The 23,575-nt window shown below is 70.3% G+C and carries 26 protein-coding genes and 1 pseudogene; 13 read left to right on the forward strand and 14 right to left on the reverse strand.

The annotated features are described in order from the left end of the window. Nucleotides 1-70: 70 nt before the first annotated feature. Nucleotides 71-733, reverse strand: a complete 663-nt coding sequence (locus ACNKF0_RS21685) for an FMN reductase (RefSeq protein WP_416954829.1) — start codon at nucleotides 731-733, stop codon at nucleotides 71-73. Then, on the reverse strand, nucleotides 730-1,905 hold the full coding sequence (locus ACNKF0_RS21690) for an LLM class flavin-dependent oxidoreductase (protein ID WP_416954830.1): 1,176 nt from the start codon (nucleotides 1,903-1,905) through the stop codon (nucleotides 730-732). The genes ACNKF0_RS21685 and ACNKF0_RS21690 overlap by 4 nt, the downstream gene beginning before the upstream one ends. A gap of 208 nt (nucleotides 1,906-2,113) precedes the next feature. On the opposite strand from ACNKF0_RS21690, the gene ACNKF0_RS21695 reads away from it, so the two are divergent. Continuing rightward, entirely contained in the window at nucleotides 2,114-2,500 is a 387-nt protein-coding gene (locus ACNKF0_RS21695) for a tetratricopeptide repeat protein (protein ID WP_416954831.1), read from the forward strand. Between the two features lie 144 nt (nucleotides 2,501-2,644). Then, nucleotides 2,645-3,469 carry a glycerophosphodiester phosphodiesterase family protein gene (locus tag ACNKF0_RS21700; protein ID WP_416954832.1) on the forward strand — a complete coding sequence of 275 codons (825 nt, stop codon included), beginning with the start codon at nucleotides 2,645-2,647 and terminating at the stop codon, nucleotides 3,467-3,469. A 13-nt stretch (nucleotides 3,470-3,482) separates the two neighbouring features. On the opposite strand, the gene ACNKF0_RS21705 is transcribed toward ACNKF0_RS21700, so the two are convergent. Further along, entirely contained in the window at nucleotides 3,483-4,100 is a 618-nt protein-coding gene (locus ACNKF0_RS21705; protein ID WP_416954833.1) for a LuxR C-terminal-related transcriptional regulator, read from the reverse strand. A gap of 194 nt (nucleotides 4,101-4,294) precedes the next feature. On the opposite strand from ACNKF0_RS21705, the gene ACNKF0_RS21710 reads away from it, so the two are divergent. The 5 genes from ACNKF0_RS21710 (at nucleotide 4,295) to ACNKF0_RS21730 (ending at nucleotide 9,194) form a co-directional block, all read left to right on the forward strand. Continuing rightward, the gene (locus ACNKF0_RS21710; protein WP_299926825.1) at nucleotides 4,295-4,597 is read left to right on the forward strand and encodes a metal-sensitive transcriptional regulator; all 303 of its coding nucleotides are present in this window, start codon (nucleotides 4,295-4,297) and stop codon (nucleotides 4,595-4,597) included. A gap of 11 nt (nucleotides 4,598-4,608) precedes the next feature. Further along, nucleotides 4,609-4,815 (forward strand): cation transporter, encoded by a 207-nt coding sequence (locus ACNKF0_RS21715; RefSeq protein WP_416954834.1) that lies wholly within the window; start codon nucleotides 4,609-4,611, stop codon nucleotides 4,813-4,815. 90 nt (nucleotides 4,816-4,905) lie between these two features. Beyond that, entirely contained in the window at nucleotides 4,906-5,868 is a 963-nt protein-coding gene (locus tag ACNKF0_RS21720) for a hypothetical protein (protein WP_416954835.1), read from the forward strand. Next, entirely contained in the window at nucleotides 5,858-8,113 is a 2,256-nt protein-coding gene (locus tag ACNKF0_RS21725; RefSeq protein ID WP_416954836.1) for a heavy metal translocating P-type ATPase, read from the forward strand. The genes ACNKF0_RS21720 and ACNKF0_RS21725 overlap by 11 nt, the downstream gene beginning before the upstream one ends. A 361-nt stretch (nucleotides 8,114-8,474) precedes the next feature. Further along, the gene (locus tag ACNKF0_RS21730; RefSeq protein WP_416954837.1) at nucleotides 8,475-9,194 is read left to right on the forward strand and encodes an EcsC family protein; all 720 of its coding nucleotides are present in this window, start codon (nucleotides 8,475-8,477) and stop codon (nucleotides 9,192-9,194) included. On the opposite strand, the gene ACNKF0_RS21735 is transcribed toward ACNKF0_RS21730, so the two are convergent. The 3 genes from ACNKF0_RS21735 to ACNKF0_RS21745 are packed head-to-tail and all read right to left on the reverse strand — an operon-like array spanning nucleotide 9,172 to nucleotide 10,720. Continuing rightward, nucleotides 9,172-9,357 (reverse strand): hypothetical protein, encoded by a 186-nt coding sequence (locus ACNKF0_RS21735; protein ID WP_416954838.1) that lies wholly within the window; start codon nucleotides 9,355-9,357, stop codon nucleotides 9,172-9,174. The two genes, ACNKF0_RS21730 and ACNKF0_RS21735, sit on opposite strands and share 23 nt — an antisense overlap. Continuing rightward, nucleotides 9,354-10,115 (reverse strand): VTC domain-containing protein, encoded by a 762-nt coding sequence (locus ACNKF0_RS21740; RefSeq protein WP_416954839.1) that lies wholly within the window; start codon nucleotides 10,113-10,115, stop codon nucleotides 9,354-9,356. Before ACNKF0_RS21740 ends, ACNKF0_RS21735 begins: the two co-directional genes overlap by 4 nt. Nucleotides 10,116-10,120: 5 nt before the next feature. After that, nucleotides 10,121-10,720 carry a DUF4956 domain-containing protein gene (locus ACNKF0_RS21745; protein WP_416954840.1) on the reverse strand — a complete coding sequence of 200 codons (600 nt, stop codon included), beginning with the start codon at nucleotides 10,718-10,720 and terminating at the stop codon, nucleotides 10,121-10,123. A gap of 112 nt (nucleotides 10,721-10,832) precedes the next feature. Between ACNKF0_RS21745 and ACNKF0_RS21750 the strand changes: the two genes are divergently transcribed. Then, nucleotides 10,833-11,192 carry a hypothetical protein gene (locus tag ACNKF0_RS21750; RefSeq protein ID WP_299926845.1) on the forward strand — a complete coding sequence of 120 codons (360 nt, stop codon included), beginning with the start codon at nucleotides 10,833-10,835 and terminating at the stop codon, nucleotides 11,190-11,192. Then, entirely contained in the window at nucleotides 11,189-11,593 is a 405-nt protein-coding gene (locus ACNKF0_RS21755; RefSeq protein ID WP_416954841.1) for a hypothetical protein, read from the forward strand. Before ACNKF0_RS21750 ends, ACNKF0_RS21755 begins: the two co-directional genes overlap by 4 nt. Before the next feature lie 11 nt (nucleotides 11,594-11,604). On the opposite strand, the gene ACNKF0_RS21760 is transcribed toward ACNKF0_RS21755, so the two are convergent. The 5 genes and pseudogenes from ACNKF0_RS21760 to ACNKF0_RS21780 all read right to left on the reverse strand — a co-directional run bounded on the left by ACNKF0_RS21760 (nucleotide 11,605) and on the right by ACNKF0_RS21780 (nucleotide 15,177). Then, nucleotides 11,605-11,964, reverse strand: a complete 360-nt coding sequence (locus ACNKF0_RS21760) for a hypothetical protein (RefSeq protein ID WP_416954842.1) — start codon at nucleotides 11,962-11,964, stop codon at nucleotides 11,605-11,607. A 19-nt stretch (nucleotides 11,965-11,983) separates the two neighbouring features. Next, nucleotides 11,984-12,424, reverse strand: a complete 441-nt coding sequence (locus ACNKF0_RS21765) for a WS/DGAT domain-containing protein (protein WP_416958604.1) — start codon at nucleotides 12,422-12,424, stop codon at nucleotides 11,984-11,986. Between the two features lie 196 nt (nucleotides 12,425-12,620). Continuing rightward, nucleotides 12,621-13,097, reverse strand: a pseudogene (locus ACNKF0_RS21770) (wax ester/triacylglycerol synthase domain-containing protein); the annotation flags it as partial. A 362-nt stretch (nucleotides 13,098-13,459) separates the two neighbouring features. Next, nucleotides 13,460-14,659, reverse strand: coding sequence for a YwqG family protein (locus ACNKF0_RS21775; RefSeq protein WP_416954843.1), 1,200 nt, complete (start codon nucleotides 14,657-14,659; stop codon nucleotides 13,460-13,462). A 26-nt stretch (nucleotides 14,660-14,685) separates the two neighbouring features. Then, the gene (locus ACNKF0_RS21780) at nucleotides 14,686-15,177 is read right to left on the reverse strand and encodes a nitroreductase/quinone reductase family protein (protein WP_416954845.1); all 492 of its coding nucleotides are present in this window, start codon (nucleotides 15,175-15,177) and stop codon (nucleotides 14,686-14,688) included. 154 nt (nucleotides 15,178-15,331) lie between these two features. Between ACNKF0_RS21780 and ACNKF0_RS21785 the strand changes: the two genes are divergently transcribed. Next, entirely contained in the window at nucleotides 15,332-15,739 is a 408-nt protein-coding gene (locus tag ACNKF0_RS21785; protein WP_416954846.1) for a hypothetical protein, read from the forward strand. A 49-nt stretch (nucleotides 15,740-15,788) separates the two neighbouring features. Here ACNKF0_RS21785 and serA read toward each other — a convergent pair whose 3' ends face one another. Further along, on the reverse strand, nucleotides 15,789-16,982 hold the full coding sequence (serA, locus tag ACNKF0_RS21790; RefSeq protein WP_416954847.1) for a phosphoglycerate dehydrogenase: 1,194 nt from the start codon (nucleotides 16,980-16,982) through the stop codon (nucleotides 15,789-15,791). 130 nt (nucleotides 16,983-17,112) lie between these two features. Between serA and ACNKF0_RS21795 the strand changes: the two genes are divergently transcribed. Then, complete coding sequence (locus ACNKF0_RS21795) at nucleotides 17,113-17,631, forward strand: hypothetical protein (RefSeq protein WP_416954848.1); 519 nt, start codon at nucleotides 17,113-17,115, stop codon at nucleotides 17,629-17,631. A 9-nt stretch (nucleotides 17,632-17,640) separates the two neighbouring features. On the opposite strand, the gene ACNKF0_RS21800 is transcribed toward ACNKF0_RS21795, so the two are convergent. Continuing rightward, on the reverse strand, nucleotides 17,641-18,030 hold the full coding sequence (locus ACNKF0_RS21800; protein WP_416954849.1) for a hypothetical protein: 390 nt from the start codon (nucleotides 18,028-18,030) through the stop codon (nucleotides 17,641-17,643). Between the two features lie 203 nt (nucleotides 18,031-18,233). On the opposite strand from ACNKF0_RS21800, the gene ACNKF0_RS21805 reads away from it, so the two are divergent. Both ACNKF0_RS21805 and ACNKF0_RS21810 read left to right on the forward strand, forming a co-directional pair. Further along, nucleotides 18,234-18,872 (forward strand): hypothetical protein, encoded by a 639-nt coding sequence (locus tag ACNKF0_RS21805; protein ID WP_416954851.1) that lies wholly within the window; start codon nucleotides 18,234-18,236, stop codon nucleotides 18,870-18,872. 197 nt (nucleotides 18,873-19,069) lie between these two features. Next, on the forward strand, nucleotides 19,070-20,389 hold the full coding sequence (locus ACNKF0_RS21810; protein ID WP_416954852.1) for a hypothetical protein: 1,320 nt from the start codon (nucleotides 19,070-19,072) through the stop codon (nucleotides 20,387-20,389). Nucleotides 20,390-20,712: 323 nt separating this feature from the next. Here the strand turns inward: ACNKF0_RS21810 and ACNKF0_RS21815 are convergent, their stop codons facing one another. Continuing rightward, nucleotides 20,713-23,376: a COR domain-containing protein gene (locus ACNKF0_RS21815; protein ID WP_416954853.1), complete on the reverse strand. Its 2,664-nt coding sequence runs from the start codon at nucleotides 23,374-23,376 to the stop codon at nucleotides 20,713-20,715. Between the last annotated feature and the right edge of the window lie 199 nt (nucleotides 23,377-23,575).

The raw sequence follows: 23,575 nt of genomic DNA on the forward strand, positions 1-23,575 counted from the left end.
GCCGATCGGCTCACCCCGTGGGACCCCCGACCTCCGTCCGCGCCCGGACGGGTGGTCCCCCCAGTCGGCCCTAGTCGGTTCCGCTGTGCCCGCGGAGCAGGTCGCCGAAGGGCGTCACGTCGGCCTCGACCTGCGTGCCGGACGTACGCCGCGGGCGCGCGGCCAGGTCGGGGCTGAACCCGCCGACGCCGTAGCCGCCCTGGCTCAGCACCAGCGCCGCCAGCTCGGCCGCGGCCCGGGTGATCCGGTCCGAGAGCCCGTGGCTGCCGAAGTCCTCGGTCGCGGCGAAGATGCCCGTGGGTACGACGACCGCGCGGAGGTAGGCGAACATCGGCCGCATCGCGTGGTCGAGCACCAGCGAGTGCCGGGCGCTGCCGGCGGCCGCGGCGATCAGCACCGGCGTACCGGCCAGGGCGTCCTTGTCGAGGGCGTCGAAGAACATCTTGAACAGCCCGCTGTAGCTGCCGTTGAAGACCGGCGTCACCACGATCAGCCCGTCGGCCGCGGCGACCTGCTCGCGCAGCTCGGTCAGCCGCGGAGTCGGGATGCCGCCGGTGACCATGAAGGTGGCCAGCTCGCCGGCGGCCTCGCGCAGCTCGATGAACTCGAGGTCCACGGCCTCGCCGCGGGCGGTGACCTGGGCGGTGGTCGCCTCGGCGAGCTGGTCGGCCAGCAGCCGGGTGGACGACGGGACGGTCAGTCCCGCCGTCACCACGACGATACGACGACTCATGCAGTCACCTGCGCGGCCTTCTCTGCCTGCTGGGCCTGCTGGGCCTGGAGCTCCTCGACCCGCGCCCGGGCGGGCTCGACGAGGTGGTGCGGGGCGTCGGGACCGGCCGCCACGAGGGAGGCGTGGGTGGGCGGGTCGCTGGGCACGTGGGCGGGGCGACGGCGCTCGAACTCCGTGCGCAGGACGGGCACGACCTCGGTGCCGAGCATCTCGATCTGCTCGAGCGCCAGCGACGTCGGCAGGCCGGCGTGGTCCATGAGGAACAGCTGGCGCTGGTAGTCACCGACGTAGTCGGCGAAGCCGAGGGTGCGCTCGATGACCTGCTCGGGCGTGCCGACGGTCAGCGGCGTCATCTCGGAGAAGTCCTCCAGCGACGGGCCGTGCCCGTAGACCGGGGCGTTGTCGAAGTAGGGCCGGAAGACGCGCTTGGCCTCCGCCTCCGTCGAGGCCATGAAGGCCTGGCCGCCGAGACCGACGTAGGCCTGGTCGGCGGCGCCGTGGCCGTAGTGCTCGAAGCGGCGGCGGTAGAGCTGCACCATCTGCTCGGTGTGCTCCTTGTTCCAGAAGATGTGGTTGTGGAAGAAGCCGTCACCGTAGTACGCCGCCTGCTCGGCGATCTCGGTGCTGCGGATCGAGCCGTGCCAGACGAACGGCGGCGTGCCGTCGAGCGGCGCGGGCGTCGAGGTGTAGCCCTGCAGCGGGGTGCGGAACTGGCCCTGCCAGTTGACGACCGGCTCGCGCCAGAGCTTGCGCAGCAGGTGGTAGTTCTCGACCGCGAGCTTGATGCCGTCGCGGATGTCCTTGCCGAACCACGGGTAGACCGGCCCGGTGTTGCCGCGGCCCATCATCAGGTCGACGCGGCCACCGGAGAGGTGCTGCAGGAAGGCGTAGTCCTCGGCGATCTTCACCGGGTCGTTGGTGGTGATCAGCGTGGTGCTCGTCGACAGCAGCAGCTTCTCGGTCTGCGCGGCGATGAAGCCGAGGTGGGTCGTCGGGGACGACACGACGAAGGGCGGGTTGTGGTGCTCGCCGGTGGCGAACACGTCGAGGCCGACCTCCTCGGCCTTGAGGGCGTACTGCGTCATCGCCGAGATGCGCTCGGCCTCGGACGGGGCGCGTCCGGTGGTCGGGTCCGTCGTGACGTCACCGACGCTGAAGATGCCGAACTGCATGAGGTCCTCCTGCGATTGGTCAACCACGGTGGTTGAAGTTTGTACCATCTCCAACCGGCGTTCCTCCCCGAGTATTCCGTGCGACCGGGCGTGGAATCGCCGGGGCACCTGCCGCGTTGGACCACCATCCGGGCGCACGCTCGGACCAACCCCTCCGGCGACCTGTCCACCGGACACCCGGAGGAACAGCTCTGCGAGAGGAGCGACGATGACCGACTTCACCCCCTTCGAGGACCTGCTGCGCGGACACGCGGGCCTGCTGCAGGACAGCACCCACGACCGCTGGCTCCGCGCCCAGGCGCTGTTCGAGATGCGCTCCTACCGCGAGGCGGCGGTCATGCTCACCGACCTGCTCGACGACCCGGGCGACGTCGGCCACGAGCTGACCGACGTACGGCTGCTCCTGGCCCGCTCGCTCTTCCACTCGGCCCAGCTCGAGGGCACGATCCGGGTCGCGACCGAGCTGCTCGAGCACGACCCCAACGAGCCCTACGCCCACCTGCTGCTCGGCCGCGCCCTGCAGCGCAAGGGGCGCAAGGACGAGGCCCAGCCGCACCTGCGGCTCGCCGAGCTCCTCGGCGGCTACCGCAGCTGACTGCGGCGGCCGGGTTGCCGGCGCCTGCGCCCGGGGGACGTCGTACGACCTCCTCCGGGCGCGCGCACGAAGCCTCGGTGAACACTCGCCCGGACGCCCCCGTCCGGCGCGACAGGGGCGCCCGGACGGTCACATGCTGGTCGCGTGAGCAGCTACGGCGACCACCCCGGACCCCTGGCCATCGCGCACCGCGGCGGCATGGCACTGGCGCCCGAGAACACCCTCGCGGCCTTCGGGCGCGCCACCTCCCTGGGCCTCACCCACCTCGAGACCGACGTCCGCACCACCCGCGACGGGCACGTCGTGTGCTTCCACGACCCGACGCTGCGCCGCGTCACCGGCCATCCCGGCCGGGTCGCCGACCTCGACCTCGCGGACCTGCGCCGGCTGCGCGTCGGGGGCACCGACCAGGTGCCGACGCTGGTCGAGGCGATGGCGTCGTTCCCCGACGCGAAGTTCGCGATCGACCTCAAGGACGAGGCCGCGATCGGTGCGATGGCGCGGCTGCTGCGGGCCCACCCCGGCTGGTCGGAGCGGGTCCTGGTGGCGGGGGCGTGGTCGCGCTGGTTGGACCGGATGCGCGCCGAGGCGCCGGGGGTGTCGACGGCGCTCGGCTGGCGTTCGCTGACCACGCTCATCGCGTGCTCGCGCGGCGGCGTACGCCCTCCCGGCATGCGGGGCGACGTCGTCGCGCGCGGCGGGTTCGCGCACGTGCCGATCCGGCTCGGTCGCCTGCCCGTGCACTCCGAGCGGGTCATCCGGCGCGCCCACGAGCTGGGGATCCGCGTCGTCGTGTGGACCGTCGACGACCCCGCCACGATGCGCGCGCTGCTCGACATGGGCGTCGACGGGATCATCACCGACCGGCCCGACGTGCTGCGCGAGGTGCTGATCAGCCGGGGGCAGTGGGCGCGCCCCGCTGGCGTACGTCCCGCCGTCCCGCCCGCGGCACCCGCGAGCGCGGGCTAGCGGGCACGCGGCGTCAGACGCGCTCGAGGGCCTCCGCGGCGAGGCCGTGCGAGACGGCCCAGAGGACCGCCTGGCTGCGGCTCTGCACGCCGGTCTTGCGGTAGGCGCTGCGGATGTAGGACTTCACCGAGTTGAGCGAGATCTGCATCTGGCGCGCGATGTCGTCGTTGCTCTTGCCGGTCGCGATGTGGGCCAGGGTCTCCCGCTCGCGGGCGGTCAGGAAGTCCACCTGGGTCGAGGAGCGCAGGTCCTTGGTCGGGAGCACCGGCAGCAGCGGCGCGACGACGGTCTCGCCGAGGTGGATGGAGCGCAGGGCGCGACCGAGCTGCTGGGCGTTGAGGCTCTTGGCGAGGTAGCCGGTGACCCCGTCGCCCAGGGGCTCGTGGGCGAGGCCCGGCTGGTGGTTCCAGGTGTAGACCGCGACCCGGCGGATGTAGGGGTCGCCCACCGCGCGCTGCAGGGTGGTGTCGGTGCGCGCGGTGCCGAAGGTCTCGACCAGCGCGATGTCGATGGGCAGGCGGGAGCGATCCTTGATCGTCCCGAGCTCGAAGCCGCCGAGGGTCTTGAGCATGCTGTCGAGGCCTCGCCTCACGAGCTCGTCGCCGCCGAGCAGCGCGACACGGATGTCCATGGGTCGTCCTCAGGGGTCGTCCGGGAGCGGTGGACGAGCGTGTCCACCCCTCGACGACCCCCCGACCGTCATCGGGGACAGTAACCCCGGCCGGTGCCGTCCATTCGCATCGAGGGTGCCCACACCACCCTTTTCACCCCCACGGGTGGGCCTCGCCTTGATCTTGATACCCCCTAGGGGTATGGTCCCATGTCATGAGCGAGCAGCACGGTCACCTCGAGGGCAACGACGCCGCGGTCCAGGCCCACCTCAAGCGCCTGCGCCGGATCGAGGGGCAGGTCCGCGGCATCCAGCGGATGGTCGAGGAGGAGAAGTACTGCATCGACGTCCTCACCCAGGTGTCCGCGGCCACCAAGGCGCTGCAGGCACTCGCCCTCTCGCTGCTCGACGACCACATGGCCCACTGCCTCGTCGACGCCGCCCGCAAGGGCGGCGAGGAGCAGGAGCTGAAGCTCAAGGAAGCGTCCGAGGCGATCGCCCGGCTCGTGAAGTCCTAGGAGGAGCCCACATGAGCGAGACCACCACCTACACCGTCACCGGGATGACCTGCGGCCACTGCGCCGCGTCGGTCACCGAGGAGATCTCCGAGATCGCGGGCGTCGAAGGCGTCGACGTCGTCGTCGAGACCGGAGCCGTCACCGTCACCAGCGCCACCCCGCTCGACGAGTCGGCCGTGCGCGCCGCCGTCGAGGAGGCCGGCTACGCGATGGCGTGACCTGAGAGCGGTGACCTCGTCAGCGAGCGTCAGCGAGCCGACAGGTCACCGAGTCGAGTTGTCCGAAGTCCAGCCCGAAGGAACCCCGCCATGAGTACGCCGCTGCGCGTCGTCGCGTTCGTCGCCGCCCTCGCCACCGCCTTCGCGTTGGCGTGGGGCGGGGGCCGGCTCGTCGGACCGGTCGACACCGAGCCCGTCGCCGCCCACGACGACGCAGCAGCCCACGGCGGGGAGGACTCCACTTCGGCCGACGGGTCCGACGCCCACGGCTCGGCCGTCGCCGAGGCGACCGGGCTGACCGCGCGTGCCGACGGCTTCACGCTGGCGCTCGCGGACCGCACGCCGGCCGCCGGCCGTACGCGGCTCGACTTCCAGGTCCTCACGTCCAGCGGACGCCCCCTGCTCGACTACACGCGCGAGCACGAGAAGGACCTCCACCTCATCGTCGTACGCCGCGACCTGACCGGCTTCCAGCACGTGCACCCGCGGCTCGACCGGCGCACCGGCACCTGGTCGGTCGACGTACGCCTGACCCCGGGCGTGTGGCGCGTCATCGCGGACTTCACCCCCGAGGGCTGGGACGGCATCACGCTGGCCGACGACGTGTCCGTGGCGGGCGACTTCACTCCCGCAGCGCTCCCGTCCGACGACCGCACCGCGCGGGTCGAGACCTCCGCCGGCACCTACACGGTGACCCTGGCGGGTGACACGGCTCCGGGCGCCTCGACCGTGCTCACCACGCGCGTCGAGCTCGACGGCGAGCCGGTCACCGACCTCGAGCCCTACCTCGGCGCCTACGGCCACCTCGTCGCCCTGCGCGCGGGCGACCTGGGCTACCTCCACGTCCACCCGGAGGAGGGCCCGGCCGGCCCGGGCATCGACTTCGCGACCGCCTTCCCCGAGCCGGCGACGTACCGCCTCTTCCTGGACTTCCAGCACCGCGGCGCCGTCCACACGGCTGCGTTCACCGTCGAGTCCGACGGGGCGCCGTCCGGCGGCGGCGACACCGACCACGACACCGACCAGGGAGAGGAGGACGACCATGGCCACTGAGGTCCAGTCCCTCCACGAGCCGACGAGCGACGTCGAGCTCGCCATCACCGGCATGACCTGCGCCTCGTGCGCCAACCGCATCGAGCGCAAGCTCAACAAGCTCGACGGCGTCACCGCGACGGTCAACTACGCCACCGAGAAGGCGAAGGTCTCCTACCCCGGCACGGTCTCGACCGACGACCTGCTGCGCACGGTCGAGGCCGCGGGCTACGCCGCCGCGCTGCCGACACCGCCCGCCGACGACGACGCCGCGGGCGAGCCCGTCGAGCGCGACCCGCTGCTGCAACGACTGGTGATCAGCGCCGTCCTCTCCGTGCCGGTCATCGCGATGGCGATGGTCCCGGCCTGGCAGTTCACCTACTGGCAGTGGGCCTCGCTCGCGCTGGCCGCCCCCGTGGTCGTGTGGGGCGCCCTGCCCTTCCACCGGGCGGCGTGGACCAACCTGCGCCACGGCGCGACGACCATGGACACCCTCGTGTCGGTCGGCGTGCTCGCGGCATTCGGCTGGTCGCTGTGGGCGCTCTTCCTCGGCACCGCCGGCGAGCCCGGGATGACCCACCCGTTCCGGATCTCGATCGACCGGACCGACGGCGCGGCCAACATCTACCTCGAGGCCGCCGCGGGCGTGACGACGTTCCTGCTCGCCGGGCGTTGGCTCGAGCACCGCTCCAAGCGGCGCGCGGGCGCAGCGCTCCGGGCGCTCCTCGAGCTCGGCGCCCGCGACGTGGGCGTGCTCCGTGACGACGCTTCTGGTGGGCGCAGCGAGGTCCGGATCCCCGTCGACCAGCTGGCCGTGGGGGACGAGTTCGTCGTACGCCCCGGCGAGAAGGTCGCGACCGACGGGACCGTGGTGACCGGGACGAGCGCGGTCGACGCGTCGATGCTGACCGGCGAGTCGGTGCCGGTGGAGGTCGGCCCGGGCGACGCGGTCGTCGGCGCCACCGTCAACGCCGGCGGGCGGCTCGTCGTACGCGCCACCCGCGTCGGCGCCGACACCCAGCTCGCCCAGATGGCTCGACTGGTCGAGGACGCGCAGAACGGCAAGGCCGAGGTGCAACGCCTCGCCGACCGCGTCTCCGGGGTCTTCGTGCCGATCGTCATCGGCTTGTCCGTCGCGACGCTGGGCTTCTGGCTCGGCGCCGGCGCGGGCGCCACGGCCGCCTTCACCGCCGCCGTCGCGGTGCTGATCATCGCCTGCCCGTGCGCCCTCGGCCTGGCCACGCCGACCGCCCTGATGGTCGGCACCGGCCGCGGCGCCCAGCTCGGCATCCTGATCAAGGGCCCCGAGGTCCTCGAGTCGACCCGGCGCGTGGACACGATCGTGCTCGACAAGACCGGCACCGTGACCACCGGCGAGATGACCGTCCACGAGGTGGTGGCCGCCGAGGGCGAGTCCGTCGACGACGTACGACGCCTCGCCGCCGCCCTCGAGTCGGCCTCCGAGCACCCGATCGGCCGGGCGATCGCCGCCGTCGAGGCTCCGCTGCCCGCCGTCGAGGAGTTCACCAGCCGCGAGGGGCTGGGGGTGCAGGGCGTCGTCGAGGGCCACGCGGTCGTGGTCGGCCGGCCCAGCCTGCTCGCCGACTGGGCGCAGCACCTGCCGCCGTCGCTCGTCGCCGCCGTCGAGCGGGCGCAGGGCGAGGGCCGCACCGCTGTCGCCGTCGGCTGGGACGGCCGGGCGCGCGGCGTCATCGTCGTTGGCGACACGGTGAAGCCCACCTCCGCCCAGGCGGTCGCCGCGCTGCGCGACCTCGGCCTCACCCCGGTCCTGCTCACCGGCGACAACGAGGCCGCGGCCCGCCACGTCGCGGCCCAGGTCGGCATCGAGACGGTCGTGGCCGACGTACTCCCTGCCGACAAGGTGGCCGAGGTGCAACGGCTCCAGGCCGCCGGCAAGGTCGTGGCGATGGTGGGCGACGGCGTCAACGACGCGGCAGCCCTCGCCCAGGCCGACCTCGGACTCTCGATGGGCACCGGCACCGACGTGGCGATCGAGGCCGGCGACCTGACCCTCGTACGCGGCGACCTGCTCGTCGCCGTCGACGCGATCCGGCTCTCGCGCCGCACCCTCGGCACGATCAAGGGCAACCTGTTCTGGGCGTTCGCCTACAACGTCGCCGCCCTCCCCCTCGCCGCCGCCGGCCTCCTCAACCCCATGCTCGCCGGCGCCGCGATGGCGTTCTCCAGCGTCTTCGTGGTCACCAACTCGCTCCGGCTGCGCAGCTTCCGCTCGTCCATCTCCTGACTGCGGCCCTCCCCGGGCTGCCGCCGCCGGGGCGGTGGTCCACCCACACTCGCGTGGCGCAGAACGTGGGTCCACCACCGCCACCCGCGCGTCGTACGCCGACACGCCCGCGGGCGGTGGCCCACCCACACTCGAGCGGCCAGGAATGTCGCTCCACCACCGCTCCACGGGCATGAGCGGTGAGTGGCGCAGGTTTTCCGGCTGCGGAACCTGCCTCACCCACCGCCGTACGCCGGCCGTCCCCAGGAGCGGTGAGCAGCGCAACTTCTGAGGCCCCAGAACGTGCGTCACCCACCGCCCGGTCCCCGACGCCAGGATGGTGTGGCGCCCGTCTGACCGTTGTGTTCGTAGTGTTTGCCGCATGGGACTCAAGGACCTCCGCATCCCCGGCCGCGCCGAGGCACGTACGACGTCGTCGGCGCTCGAGGCCGCCGCGCTCGAGGCCGCCGACGACCCGCGGCACGACCCCGGGACCATCGACCGGCTGGTCACCATGCTCCTCGACGTCGGCCTCGACGGCCGCGGCCCGCTCGACCCGGTCCGCGAGGTCGCCGACGAGGCGCTGCGCAAGGCCGGTGGCGACCGCGACAAGGCGATCGCCGCGCTGGCCCGGCGCAGCACGATCGGCGGCGCGGCCGGCGGCTTCATCACCGGCATCGGCGGCTTCGTCACGATGCCGGTCGCGCTGCCGGTCAACGTCGCGGAGTTCTACCTCCAGGCGGTGCGGATGGTCGGCGCGATCGCGGTGCTGCGCGGCCACGACATCGACAGCCCGCGCGTGCGCAGCGCGATCCTGCTGACGCTCGTCGGCGCGGACTCCGACGAGGTGCTCAAGCGGGCCGGCATGTCGACCGCCGGCAGCCGGGCGACGTCGTTCGCCCTCGGTGGCCTGCCGCCCGCGGCGCTGATGATGATCAACAAGGCCGTCGGCTTCCGGCTCATGCGCGGGGTCAGCGAGAAGACGCTCGCCGGCCTCGGCCGCGGCGTCCCGTTCGCCGGCGGGTTCGTCGGCGGCGGGATCGACGGCTTCATGATGAAGAAGATCGCCGACCACGCGATCAAGGAGCTGCCCGTCGTCTGATCCCTTCGGCCTCCGCGAGCAGCTCGAGCGCGACGGCCTCCTTGAGCGCGGTCTCCGAGCTGTCGGAGCGGACGATGAACTCGCTCCATCCCGAGATTGAACTGCCGTCAATCAACTTGTCGAGCCGGACCAGCCAGGGCAGGTCGTCACGCCGGTGGCTCATGCGAGGGCTCCTTCGCGGAGGGTGAGGTGGTCGGCGAGGTGGCGCGAGGTGACCCGGTGCCAGCGGTTGCGCGCGAGGTCGGGGGTCAGCAGCGCCAGCCCGGTGCCGTACTTGGAGATCCGGACGGGCCGGTGGCCGAGCTCCCACAGGCGGCGGTCGAGCGGGCCGGGGCCGGGGGTGCCCGACTTGGTCTCGACGACCAGCACGTCGCCGACCTCGGCGGTCCCGTGGCCGGAGACCCAGCGCAGGTCGCGGTCGACGGTGGCCCGGCCGGCGTCACCGGGGAGGAGCAGCGTCGTACGCCGGTAGCTGGTGTGCAGCGTCGCGACGAGGCCGGCGGTGTCGACGTCGTGGACGTGCGCGGCGCCGAGCCGGTCACGCACCCAGGCGGCCGCGGGTCCGGACACGTCGTGCGCGTCGTGGGGCAGCCGCTCCTTGACGGTGGTGCCCCGCAGGCCGCGCGTCTTGACCTCGAGCCAGCGCTCGCCGGTGTCGGCGTACACCCGGGTGCGGACCTTCCAGCGGCGGCGCCGGGGGTGGGCGGCGGCGCTCCAGCTGTCGAGCCCGACGGTGTCGAGGTAGGTCGACTCGTAGCGCGAGCTGCGCCGCCCGTCGATCTCGAGCACCCGCAGCCCCGGGACGCCTGTGACGACGGCGTCGAGGTCGTCGGCGGCGATCACGTACTTCCGGTCGGTCCTGGTCAGCAGCTCCGCTCGGTCGTTGAGCTCGGCGAGCGTGACCGCGGGGAGGTGGTCCAAGGCCTTCATCGGGTGACGGCCGGTACGTCGTGGCGCTCGGCGCGCGGCATGGCGGGGCGCGGCGCGGCGGCGTAGTGGACCTCGACCGTGGTGGTGTCGTTGACCAGGTCGACGCGGACCGGCGTGACCCGGGTGACCCTGGCGTCGAGGAGCAGCTCGAGGCGGGTCACCAGCTCGCGCTCGTCGGTGACGGCCCGGTCGAGCACGACGACCTGGCGCAGGCCGGTGGCGTGCAGCAGGCGGCTGTCGGCGAGGGCGAGCACGACGACGAGGCCGACCATCAGCGCGATGGAGAGGCCCACGTCACCGGTGCCGAGGCCGCCGAGCAGGCCGATCGCGAGGGCCGCGAAGTAGTAGGCGATCTCGTGCTGGCCGAGCTCGTCGGAGCGGAGCCGGATGATCGACAGGACGCCGAAGAGCCCGAGGCCGAGCCCGACCGTCGCGGCGCTGCTCGCCAGCACGATGGTCACGGCGAGCACGCCGACGTTGACCGCGACGAAGGCGGTGACGAGGTCGGCGCGGCGGTGGCGCGGGTAGTAGACGGCCAGGGCGAGGACCAGCACGGCGACGAGGTCGACGGCGGCGAGCAGGTAGGTGGGGTTCATCGGGTTCCTTCGTGGGCGGGTCGGTGCCCCGAGGTTGTCCGGCCCACCTGTCCGCCGGCTGCCGCGATCCTGTGGCGGATCTGTGAGGACGGCCCTGCGACAATCGACCCTCGTGGACGGACCCCTGCCCCTCGCGCTGCTCGTCGCCTCGCTGCTCTTCGCAGTGGTGGTGCTGGTCTACGTCGTGCTCGACCGCACGCCGGACTGGGGACTGCTCGGCTTCGCCGCGGTCATCGAGGCCGCGACGCTGGTGCTGCTCGTGATCGCGGCGGTGCAGGTCGGCGACGCCGACCTCTCCGGCCCGTCGGCGATCACGCTGTTCGGCTACCTGGCCGCCGGACTCGTGCTGCTGCCGCTCGGCTTCGTCTGGTCGCTGGCCGAGCGCAGCCGCGGCGCCACGGCCGTGCTGATGGTCGCGGGGCTGACGCAGGCCTTCGTCGTCGTACGCGCCCTCCAGGTGTGGCAGTCGTGACCCGCGCCGCCACCTCCACCTCCTCGGACCTCGGCCGCGCCCTCGTCGCGGTGTACGGCGTCTTCGCGCTCGCCGCGACCGCGCGCTCCCTCGTGCAGCTGGCCACCAAGGCCGGCGAGGCACCGCTGGCGTACGTCCTGTCTGCCGTCGCCGCGCTCGTGTACGTCGCCGCGACCCTCGGCCTCGCGGAGGTCGGGCCGAACCCCCGCCGGCTGGCGTGGGCGGCGGTCGGCTTCGAGCTCGTCGGCGTGCTCACCGTCGGCACCCTGACGGTCCTCGACCCGGACCTCTTCCCTGACGCGACCGTCTGGTCCGACTACGGCGCGGGGTACGGCTGGCTGCCGCTCGTGCTGCCGTTCGTCGGCATCGCCTGGCTCTGGCACACGCGGGCGCGGGACTGACCTGCCGGGTCCTAGGTGGTCGAGCGACCCGCGTGGTGCTCGCGGTAGGGCTGGTAGAGCCGCCGCAGGAACGACTCGAGCTCGACGGCGAGGTCGTCGTCCAGGGACGGGAACGAGAAGGTCGCCTTGCCGGTCCGGCGCTTCGTGAACGCCTCGGAGGAGCCCTCGAGCGCCTCCGGCCACGTGTCCACGGCGATCGCGTAGAGCGACACCTTCTGGGCGCTGCGCTTGACGGCCGCGAAGTAGTCGTGGGCGCCGGAGCCGGGCCACCGCAGCGACGGCATGCCATAGATGGTCGCGTCCTCGAGCTCGTCCCGGTAGGGCTCGAGGAGCGCCCAGATCCGGGCTTCGACCGCGTCGAGATCCGCCATCGGTCGAGTGTAGGAGCCGCTACGGCTCGAGGGCGACGAGCACGTCCAGCTCGTCGCGCAGCCCGGCCAGGAGCTCGTCGAGGTCGGGCACGTGGTCGGGGTCGACGATGGCGGTGACGGTGACCGTGCCGGCGTAGGAGAGCACCTCGAAGTACGCCGTGATGTTGCCGCTCTCCGACAGGGCGACCGGGACGGCGGCCCGCACCCGGCGTCCGGCGACGTGGACGGACTCCTCGGGGCCGCGCACGTGGCTGACCAGGGTGTGCAGCCGCTGCTGGTGTCGCATGTACCAGCGGAAGCCACCCAGGGCGGCCAGCGGCCGGAACAGCCCACCGAGCAGGGCGATCGGGGGCGGTCCGCTCGCGTCGGAGCGGTGCCGCCGCACCTGGCCGGCGACGGCGAGCAGGCGGCTGCTGGCGTCGCCGGTGGTCGGGACGGTGACGAGCATCGGGCTGACCATGTTGCCGAGGGAGCTGTCGTCGTCGCTGCGGCGCCCGGAGACCGGGACCGCGATCACCACCGCGTCGACGGCCTCGCCCCGCCCCCGCAGCACACGCTGCAGGGCACCGGCGACGGCGGCCAGCACGGCGTCGTTGCCGGTGGCGCCGAAGCGGTGGGCGGCGTCCCGCAGGGCTCGGCCGTCGACGGCCACCACCCCGATCGCGCGCCGGGCGCCGGTCGGCTGCAGCAGCGAGCACGGCGCCGCCGCGCGCGGCGGTGCGAGACCGCCGGCGGCGGCGAAGGAACGGCGTACCTGCCGCAGCCACCACCGCCCGCGGCCCAGCGACCGCACGTGCGTGCGCCAGGCGTCGAGGGCGAGGCTCGCGGGCCGTCGGGCGCTCGCGCGGGAACGGCTGCGCTGGAGCGGGCGCGCCGGGATCGACGAGGGCGGCGAGCACGGCCAGGCCCCCGACCCCGTCGGCGAGGACGTGGTGGAGCACCACGACCAGACTCGTCGCACCGTCCGCGCGGCCCGTGACGACTGCGGCCGACCACAGCGGCGCCTGCGCCGGCACGGGCTCGGCGACCACGGACACGACGGTGTCGAGGAAGGCCTGCTCGTCCCCCGCCGGCGGGCACGCCACGTGGCGCACGTGTCGGCGTACGTCGAAGTGCGCGTCGTCGACCCAGATCGGTCCGCCGCAGCCCCAGGGCGTGGGGCACCAGGCGCTGCCGCAGCCGCGGGACCGCCGTCAGCCGCTCCCCGACCAGGCGGGTCAGCGACGCGACGTCCGGGCCGTCCGGGCCCGGCTCGAGCACCAGCGCCACCCCGATCTGCTCGGCGCGGCCGCCGCCCTCCATGGCGAGGAAGGCACGGTCCGCGGTGCTGGCCCGCTCGATGCCTGGCGCGGGGAGAGGGTGCCGGGGGCTCACACGAGCAGGGTGCCTGCGCCCGCGCGCCTCCTCCAGAGGACAACGTCACCCCTCAGCCGGGCACCCCCTGCGGCGTGCAGCGGCGCCCTGCAAGGCCTGACCCAGCGACTCCCGGTGCCGCCTATCCGCACTGCATGGTGAGCAGTGCGTCCTCCGGCTCACCCGGGCTGCGGGCAAGGAAGTAGAGCTGGCCGACGTCGCCCCACATCATGTCGGCGGCGTCGTCGGAGGCCACCTGCACCACGAGCTGCCAGCCGCTGGCCACGGCCTGCACAGCAGGGTCGCTCCACTCGAAGGGCTCACCGGTGAGTCCGCGGCGCAGCTGCTCGACCTCCATCTCCACCGCATTCTGCTGCGGGCAGGCGTGCCCCCCGATCTGGTGGGTGTCATAGCCACCGTGGGGAAGCTCGTGGAGAGCGTCGTAGAGCGCCACCACGGACGGGGCAGCAACGCCTGGCCGGGGCCCCACGAGCCCGGCCTTGGCCCAGATCGACTCGGCGGCCGGCGACTCGCTCCCCGGCCAGGACATGGTCCTTACCGTTGTCATCGCGACAGCGGGGAAGGGCGTGAGGCCGGGCGGGGCCGGCGTTGCCAGATGCATGCGGTCGTGCGCTGCAGCTCGTTCGGGGTGGACGTGCATCACCCGGAACCCGGGGCGCGTCGTCGGGTCCCAGGTGCCGACCGGACTGGCGAAGTCGTCGAAGGCGCCGTCGAAGTAGAAGAACGCGAGGCGGCCGGTGGTGGGGAGACCGAGCTCCGGCAGCATCGTCGTGACGGGCTCGCACTCGAAGGTGAGGACGTGACTCAGCGGGCCGTGACCGTCCCACACCGGCCATGAGTTGATCGGCAGGCTCGGCAGGCCGCCGAGCTGGGCGACCACCGGGTCCCCGTCGCCCGCGTGCTCGAGGCGGAGCGCCGGCCGCACCAGTGCGAGGAAGTCCTGCGCGGCGGCGACCGGCAGGTGCTCGTTCGCCAGCGCCGTGATGATGCCGAGCCGCTCAGTGGTCTCGTCGCGAGTCCCCGGCTCACGGCTCACCTTGTTCTCGGCCCTCGCTCCGGCTCCGTGCTCCGCGACCTCGCCCAGGGGGTCCGCCCGCAGCACCACGGTCGAGGTACGGCCGTGGACGTCGTGGAGCTCCAGGGTCGCGTCCAGCGAGCCGTCCCCTGCCAGTCGGATGCCGTCGGTGTGGGTCCCGAACCCTTGGGAGGCGCTGCTGAGGAGCGGCAGCATCTCCTCGTGGTGCCGTCGCATTCGCTCCTGGATCTCGCGCGTCAGAGCGGCATGCCGTGCCATGAGCTCGTCGTACCGATCCGCCGCCACCAGGCGTTCCTACCACTCTGAGGAGGTCAAGCGGCCGGGATCACCGGATCCCGGGGCTCGAGCACGACCACCGCGGTCTCGGTCGGACGGCGGGCGGCGTACGCGTCGAGGTCCTTGTCGATCTCCGACCAGCGCGCCCACAGCCGTTCGCGCTCGGGTCCGTGCGCTGGGCGGGCACGCACGGCTCGGGTGCCGTCCCTGGTCTGGACGGTGGCGTCGGGACGGGCCTGCAGGTTGAGCCACCAGGCGGGCTCGGGCGGGCCCCAGCCGTTCATCGCCATCGTGACGAGGTTGTCGCCGTCCTCGAGGTAGCCGACCAGGACCTGCCGCGGTTGGCCGGAGCGTCTGCCCGTGGTGGTGAGCCAGAGTGCTCCCCAGCCGTTCGGCTTCGGGCGCCACAGCCCGACCCGGCCCCGGGTGGTGCGTACGAGCGCGCGGTGGGCGTGCCAGAACGCGACGACGAACCAGCGCGGCGGCAGCGTCGCCCTGCCCCGACGGGACGTACGAGCGGATGTCATGGCGGCCCTCCTCGCTCCCCACCTCCGGGTCTAGCACCCGCGCGAGCCGGGCCCCTAGGGCCGTTGGTCCTCCGGCGTGGACGGTCACTCGACGAAGTCGTCGCCGACCCGGGGCCTGCCATCATGGGTGGAAGCCCTCGTCCCAGGAGCAGCCGTGATCGACATCCGGTTCTACCAGGCGGCCGTGGTCGTGATCCCGACCCTCGTCGTCGCTGCTGCCCTCGCGACCTCCGGCTTCGGTCCCGAGTCCCGGCGCTCGGGAGGAGAGCAACGCCGCATGCCGGCGTGGGGCGTCGGCGCGGCGATCGTCGCGGTCTGCTTCGTGGTCGTCGCGGAGCTCCTCGCCCTCGTGTCGCTGGCCGCAGACGAGACAGGAGCGGGGACGTTCGTCGTCGTCCTCGCCGCCATCACCCTCGTGTGCGCCGGCCTCGCGATCATGGCGGTGCAGCCGCTGGTCGAGCCGTTGCGCGGAACGTGGCTGGAGGGGATCGAGTGGCTGGTCATCGTGACGACCTCGGTCTTCGCCGCAGCCGCGATCAGCCTCGTCCTCCTGGAGTCGTGACCCGAGAGGTGCGGTCAGGAACGGCGAGCGATGACGGTGCAGCCGGGCATCACCAGGTGCGCACCCACACGCAGTGCTCGGAGCGCCGCAGCTCCTCGATGGTCTCGGCGGAGAGGGGCTCCGACGCATCCGTGACGACGTACCCGAGGTGGTCCCTGGTCGCCAGGTGCTGACCGATCACGTTGTCACCGGCCTCGGCGAAGACGGCGTTGAGCCGGGCGAGCACGCCGGGGACGTTGTGGTGGAGGAGGCCCAGCCGGTGCTCACCGGTCAGCGCGGGCGTGAGGACCTGCGGGAGGTTGACCGACAGCGCGGTGCTCCCCTGCTGGGCGAACCCGGCGAGCTTCTCCGCCACGAACCGCCCGATCTCCTCCTGCGCCTCCTGGGTCGAGCCGCCGACGTGGGGCGTCAGGATGACGTTGTCGAGGCCACGCAGCACGGACACGAACTCGTCACCCTGGGCCTTCGGCTCGACGGGGAAGACGTCGACCGCCGCGCCCGCGATGTGCCCGGACAGGACGTGGCTGCGCAGCGAGTCGTAGTCGACCACCATGCCGCGCGAGGCGTTGATGAAGAGGGCTCGCGGCTTCATCGCGGCGAACTCCTCCGGTCCGAAGAGGCCCGCATTGCCGGGCCGGCCGTCGACGTGGAGGCTGACCACGTCGGCGGTCTCGAGCAGCTCGGCGAGCGACGCCATCCGGCGCGCGTTGCCGTGGGCCGGACGGTCCGCCTTGTCGTAGAAGACCACCCGCATCCCGAGCGCCTCGGCGACGTTGGACAGCTGGGTGCCGATGTTGCCGTAGCCCACGATCCCGATCGTCCGGCCGCGCACCTCGTGGCTGCCCCGCGCCGACTTGTCCCACACGCCGTCGTGCATCCGCTGGGTCTTCTCCGGCAGCCGCCGGGCCAGCGCGATGATCTCGCCGATCACCAGCTCGACCACGCTCCGGGTGTTGGAGTACGGCGCGTTGAACACACCGATGCCCCGCTCCGCAGCCGCGCCGAGGTCGACCTGGTTGGTGCCGATGCAGAAGCAGCCGATCGCCTCCAGGTCGGGAGCCGCGTCCAGGACCCGCTCGGTCACCGTCGTGTTGGACCGGATCCCCAGCAGCTGTACGCCGTCGAGCGACGCGAGCAGCTCGTCCTCACGCAGCGCGCCCGAGCGCAGCTCGACCTCGTAGCCACGGGACCGCAGGACGTCCACGGCCGTCGGGTGGATGTTTTCCAGGACCAAAGCCTTCATGCCGCCACGTTAGGGCAGTGCGGGCGAGCCACCTGGCGCCGGCTTCGGTGATGGACTCAGGGCCGATGGGTGCCGACCCTGTGATTCCGGACCTCGACGAGAACGGGATCTCGTACGTTGTTCGCCTCCCATGACCCCGTACGCACACCTGACCGAGCAGCAGGCGGCCGCCGCCCTCGAGGAGTTCCTCGAGGAGCGGCCCGCCGCCTTGCGGCATCTCGAGCTCGCCGTGGGCGATGCTGTGGAGCTGGACCGATCGGTCGAGAGCCTCGGACCGTTGTGGGTCTGGATGAAGGAGCGGCTCCGGCTCGGGCCGTCCGGACAGCAGCCGTCCTGGTCGAGGCTGGGGCTCGGGGAGCACGAGCGACTGGACGAGGGTTCCCTCCGGCTCCTCGACGGCCTGATCTCCTACGTGATCGACATCGTCACGAGCGCCGCCCCGGACGCGACGTGGGAGGTGGCGACCGACCCGCACCCGCAGTTCCTCCACCAGAACCAGCCGATGCTGAGGGCAGGAGCGTGGGAGCAGGTGCCAGCCACGACGATCGGCAACCTGGGGCGCCAGGTGTTCAGCGAGTGGCCGCCGGCCGATGACCGACTCGAGTCGGTCATCCGGTCCTGGCTCGCGGATCTCGCCGACACCCGATGACGGGCCCGGTCAGGTCTCGCCGCCGATGTCGAACTCGTACGCCTCGAAGACGAGGTCGGACCCTCGCTGGCGGTGCCGGACGAGCCTGCCCAGCAGCGCCGTACCCAGGTCGCGGACCCGGTCGACGTCGCCGAAGCCGCCCGAGAGCGTGACGCGGGACAGGAGGCTGTCGACCTGACCTCGGATCAGCGCGTGCTCGCTGGTGAGGGTGGCGACCGCTCCGGACAACCGTGGTGAGGCCTCGAGGACTTCGCGATGGAGACCGTCGGGAGCCTCGGTGATGTCCACGTGCTCACGGAAGTCGCCGGCGAGCTCCACCGCGGCGACGTGGACACGTTGGACCCAACGTTCCAGGTCGCTGACGGCCGGCGCGGCCAGCGCACCCTCCAGAGCGCTCATCGACTCGCGCAGCTCCGCGCGGTGTCGCCGGAGCTCCTCGAGGAGAGCTTCGTCTGATGCTGGCGAGCTCGATGCCATCGACCCTCCGTCCCCGGACCGCGATCTCCCCAGTGTCGCGCGCGAACGTGGCATCCGGCGACCCCCGGGACAGACTGCTCTAGCCATCCATTGCTGGCACGCTCCCCGAGCCCTACATTGCGGGAATGGCGGACATCATCCTGGGCGTCCTCGCGATCCTCGCCGGGGGCGCCATGCTCGTCGCCGGCCAGGCCGTGCTGCGACTCATGATCCCCATCTGGGGCTTCTTCGCCGGCTTCGCCGCCGGCGCCGGCCTCGTGGCCAGCTTCGCCGACGAGCGCTTCCTCGGCACCGTGCTCGGCTGGGTGCTCGGCCTCGTGCTCGCACTGGTCTTCGCGATCCTGGCCTACCTCTACTACTACGTCGCCGTCGTCCTTGCGATGGGCGCGGCCGGCTTCGCGATCGGCTCGGGCCTGATCGTCGCCCTCGGGATCTCCTGGAACTGGGTGGCCGTCCTGATGGGCACGGCCGTCGGCCTCGTCCTCGGCCTGCTGGCGGTCTTCACGAACGTGCCGATGATGGTGCTGGTCATCATCGGTTCCATCGCCGGCGCTGTCGGCGTGACGGGCGGCCTGATGCTGCTGGTGGGCTCACTGAACTCCGCCGACTTCAGCAGGGGCGACTTCGTCGACCGCGTCTCGGACAGCTTCGGCTGGTCCCTGCTCTTCCTGGTGCTCGCCCTCGGCGGCATCGCCATCCAGGCCATGCAGCGGGCCCTCATGCGCCAGAGCATCCAGGACACCTGGTACGCCGACGTCCGCTGACACCGGCCGATCCCGCCCCGCAGGCGACAAGGGGAGCGGGGCTGCAGTCCCGCCCTACCCGGGAGGCGTGGACCCAGCGGCGGCGACCTCAAGGCTTTACCCGATTTGCGGTGATTTTTCATTGCATTTCGTTTCCGCGCATTGGCCCCGTCGAAAACTACCGGCATTCGCTCTCACGGCTACGGGGGATGGGACTGATGTCATCGAACCAACCAGAGCACGTGCTCGACGAGGCTCTGCAACTCCGCCTGGACACAGCGAAGGTGGAGGAGCAGGAGGCACTTGCACGCAAGGCGGCGGCTGAAGCGTCTGCCAAGGAAGCCGAGATCGCGACGAGCGCAGCCGAGGCCCGGCAGGCGCAGTGGAAAGGCTTGATCCCAGATCTCTCGTCGGTTGATCGGGGTGAGCTGAAGACGCCCGACGACAAGGTGCTCGTCGCCACGATCCTTGCGTACACCGCCATGCACTCGGCCGCAGCCGCGGTGGCCAAGAACCTCACGCCACTGCCACCGGACGCCTGCGTCCTTGTCACCAGCGATCCGGACCTCGCGACCCACAGTGCGACCTACCGTGAACTGAAGTCTGCAGTCGATGCGACTCTTCACCACGCAGGAAGCGTGCTGGCCCTCGGAGCCGTAGATGCGCCAGACGAATCCGCACACCTGGAGGTCGCGAGCGCGGCGGCCGCGGCGGGCGCAGCCGTTGCCAGCGCGATCCCCGGCGTTCTCTCGCTGCTGAGCGCCCACCGGAGCATGTCCGTCGTCCCGACCGAGAAGAACGACCTCGCGGCCGCGGCGGCTGTCGTCGGCAGCGCGATGAAGCTCGCGAAAGATGCCCCAGGGCCGAAGTTCGTCCACGACGACTTCCGAGTGTCTCCCGACGGGCAGGCGTTCGCCTGGATCTCAGACTTGGCGGCGAAGCGGCTTCAGCTCGCCGACCGCAAGGCCGAGATCGGGATCGCGAAGACGGCCGCCGACAAGGCTGCACTGGACCAGAAGACAGCCCTGGGGTTGAAGCAGGAGAAGTACGACAAGCTCCCTCGCGAGCAACAGACCGAGGAGCTACTTGCCGAGCTCAGTGCCCTCAAGGTGGCGGCTGGGAAAGCTGATCTGCTGGCGCAGAACGTTGCGACGAGGGCCACCATCATCGACGCCGCGATCTCCGCGATCGACACGTTGAGCGCCAGCCTCCGCTCCGTACCGGCAGGCGCAAAGCGATCCCTCGTCGCCGCTGCCTCGTTGTACGAGCAACTCCACGCAAGCCCGGCGGCGGATCCTCGTGGCTTCACCCACGCACTGCTGGTGAAGTCCGAAGGTGGGCAGGTACAGCAGACCACGAGTGATCGTGCCTTGTGGTTCAAGGACAAGGTCTCGAGCCTGGCAGAGTCCGCGATCAGCTACATCCTCATCGACACGCACGATGGCACCATCGTGAAGGCTGGAACTGAGGCCCGTACGGCTCAAGCCCGCGGCTCGATCGGATCGGCCCTGGTGGTCGATCCGCCCCTCGATTCATAGTGTCGCGATCAGTCTTGAAAGGCCCGCAGTGCGGGATGGCGGTGCGATCGGTAGACCTGAGCCCGTTGCGGTCCGACGTAGTTCGGCCTACAACTCGAGCCAACTCTCGGCGTGGAAACCGCAGCGCCCGTTGACGGCGTGAAAGCGTCGGGGCCCAAGCGGCGACAGCACGCAGGTGTCGGCGGCAGGGCTCGCGAATGGAGGCTCCGAATCAAGGTACCCAGCCTGCATGCGATCCCAGCGAACCACGGCGATCTCCTAAGAGACTGTACCCGTCGACCAGCCTGTTCGGTCTCGTCAAGAGAACCGCCCCTGATGTCGACTCAAACGGACGGCAACCCAGGGTCATAGGTCCACGCGTGCTCGCTACACAGCCAAAGCAAGTGACCGTCGGGCGTAGTTACACGGCGGAGCCCGCCGAACTGTCGCTGCGGATCTACCGAGAACAGCAACTCTCGGAAGCCGCGGAGGGCGACTGCATCAGCGAGCTGCAGTCCTTGATCGACTCTCGGATCGTCACCCGCAACTAGTTTGGCCAGTTCTGAAGTGCCGCCACCGATGTCCTTGGCAAGATCCAGGTGGCGATTTATCAACTCAGCGTCCTCGCTTGATACGAGGTCGGCAATGCCCGTCGTAGCAACGGGCACAAACAGCGATAGAACTCGACCGACTAGCACAGTATACCGAGCGGCCTTCCGCACCCATTCCTGCCAGTCGTCAATCCGGTACGGACCCGTCGCGAGCGAGTGCTCCTCTCCCGTCGCCTCACACCACAGGTGCAGCGCAATGCTCTTCTTCGCCCAACCAAGCCGGCCGTCCGCATACTCCACAGTGAAGAGCCGCGGACAGTCGGTTACCTCGACGGATGCCGCCCGGAGCAGTGCCCGAGTCTGATTGGCCGCCCGCGCCGCATAAGACTCAATCTGTGAGAGTTGATCCCTCATGTTCTCTTGGCCAGCACGTATCGCCTGGAGCAGAACTAGTTCGTCCTCGCGAGCTGGACTGAATGCGGTCAGCAACTGACCCACGTCTTGAGACTCAAGACACTCTGGACAGTCAATCGACGTTCGACCCTTCTCGCGGTACCTCTGGACAAGCTGAAGTGCAAAGAAGCCCGCACAATCCTTGGTTGATGAACAAGGAATGAAGAAGTCGAACTCAAGACCCGGCCATCTCCTTCGCAGCAGGTCTTCGATGCCATCGCGCAGAATTGCGAAGAAGAAATCAGGAGAGGGCGCAGTCACAGTAAGTTTGAGTGTGCGCGAATCAGAAAGCTCCAGTATGGCGCGCGACTCGTACTGTCGGTACTCAAGTTCCACACCTCGACGCCAATGTCGACCGATCGAAAACCGATGGTTTCGCACGGTCAGCCACGATACAAGTCCGGGCGCTTCCTCATCCATCTTGCACTGCAGCGCTAGCTGGCGCAGGGGGGCCCCGGTTGCGGAAGTAGTGCTCCCAGTAACCGCAGAGAGGGCTGGTCTCTCATGTGGCACCAACTGGGCGACGAGACTCGACTCCTCATCGATAAGGCGATAGGAGACATCGAATTTTTCCATCAGCCGGAGGAAGTATGGATACAGCACTTTGGGATAGTTCAGATCATTCCGAGACCCCCAAATCTCAGCGAGCCAGCGGTGCTCGAGTACCCCACCATTCTCGCGCGTCTGCTCATCTTCCAACACGAACCCGATCGCTTTCGTAAGCCACTCAGGCTGCAGGACGACGAAGTCACGGAGTCCGTCGTCCTCTGCGTAGTGAATGATCGCGCCCAGGTCATGCAGCAACGCCGAAAGTGCAGACGCTTCCGCGCCATCCAAGTCGTTGTCCGCGCAGATCTCTTCATATCGCTCGTAGGAAATGAAGGACTCTTCAAGACGTGAGAGATGTTCACGGACGTTAATCCAGTGCGTAGAGAGCAAGGAGCCCATCTGCGGAAGCTGCGCCGCCTCCTCGGCCAAACAGACCTTCAGTTCCGCCAACCCGCGTCCGCTTCGACTATCGACCTCCATGTGACCGACGAGCACGTCGCCGAAAGAGCGCTGCAGTGACGGAAAGTCGATTTCTGCTCGCCGCAGATCGGCGTGGGTGGCGACCACCAAGATCCGTGCGTCATCCCCGATCCGGAGTCGCAGACGCGTCAGCCAACCCTCTACCCCATTCGCCTCATGGCCCTGACGAGTGTTCCACACGACCACGTAAAGAGATCGTTTGCTAAAGAAGAATTGATGGGAGATGCGATACACTTCCTGCCCGCCAAAATCCCAGCAGTTGAGTGTAATCACTCTGTCTTCGACCGCTGGATGTTGCAGCCGAAGAGCCTGGATCTCGATGCCATGCGTTGTTGGTCGATTCTCAACGAAGGGAACCCCCTGCAGAGCGCCCAAGAGAGACGACTTGCCGACATCGCCCTCACCGACGATCACCAACTTTGCCTCATACTGAGCAGTTCCTGCAGAAAGGCTCCGCAAGTAGGCGACCACCGCGCCCGAGCCGCTTTCGAGGATAGGACGAAGAGAGTCCTCGAGGGGGTTCTTATCGAGTCCAGAGAGGCATCTGAAGACGCGTTCGTCTATATCTGGCGGAAGGCTCGTTATCCTATTTCCCGCGACAGCAAGTGTGTTGAGGTTTGAGAGGGCGCCCAGACCGTCGGGCAGGCTCCGAAGTTGATTCGATGTCAGGTTGGCGAAGCGCAGGCCGGTTAGGTCACTGAATGAGTCCGGTAGACGCTCGATCCTGTTGCCCTGAAGATACAGGGCATCGAGATTCTTGAGTTGTCCGATCTCCGGAGGCAACTCGTCAATTGCCTGACCCGGCAGGGACAGTTCCTTGAGCCACGTGAATTCGCAGATCTCAACTGGAAATCGTCTGATCTGAACGTCACTCGTTGGTTTGCTTCGAAACGGAATCTCGGGGACAATCAGCGCGGGGGACTGGTTCGCTCGAACGCGCGACAATGCATCGGCAAGGACCGAGTTGTAGTCCAATGCTTACCTTCTTTCGACGGGTCGCTTGCCGCGACAGCTCGGTACGGTGCGCGCGGGGGGAGCGTAACTTCAGTTGGAGTCCCCGGGAAAGGGCCCTCGCTCAAAGGCTCCGGCATCAGCCAGACGCAACTGTCGCCACTCAGATGGCCCGGCACAATCAGTGCATCAGCCTGCAGCTCACCCATCGAGGGTCATTCTG

Source organism: Nocardioides sp. T5 (assembly GCF_048161455.1).
In the GTDB taxonomy this organism is placed as follows: Bacteria; Actinomycetota; Actinomycetes; order Propionibacteriales; family Nocardioidaceae; genus Nocardioides.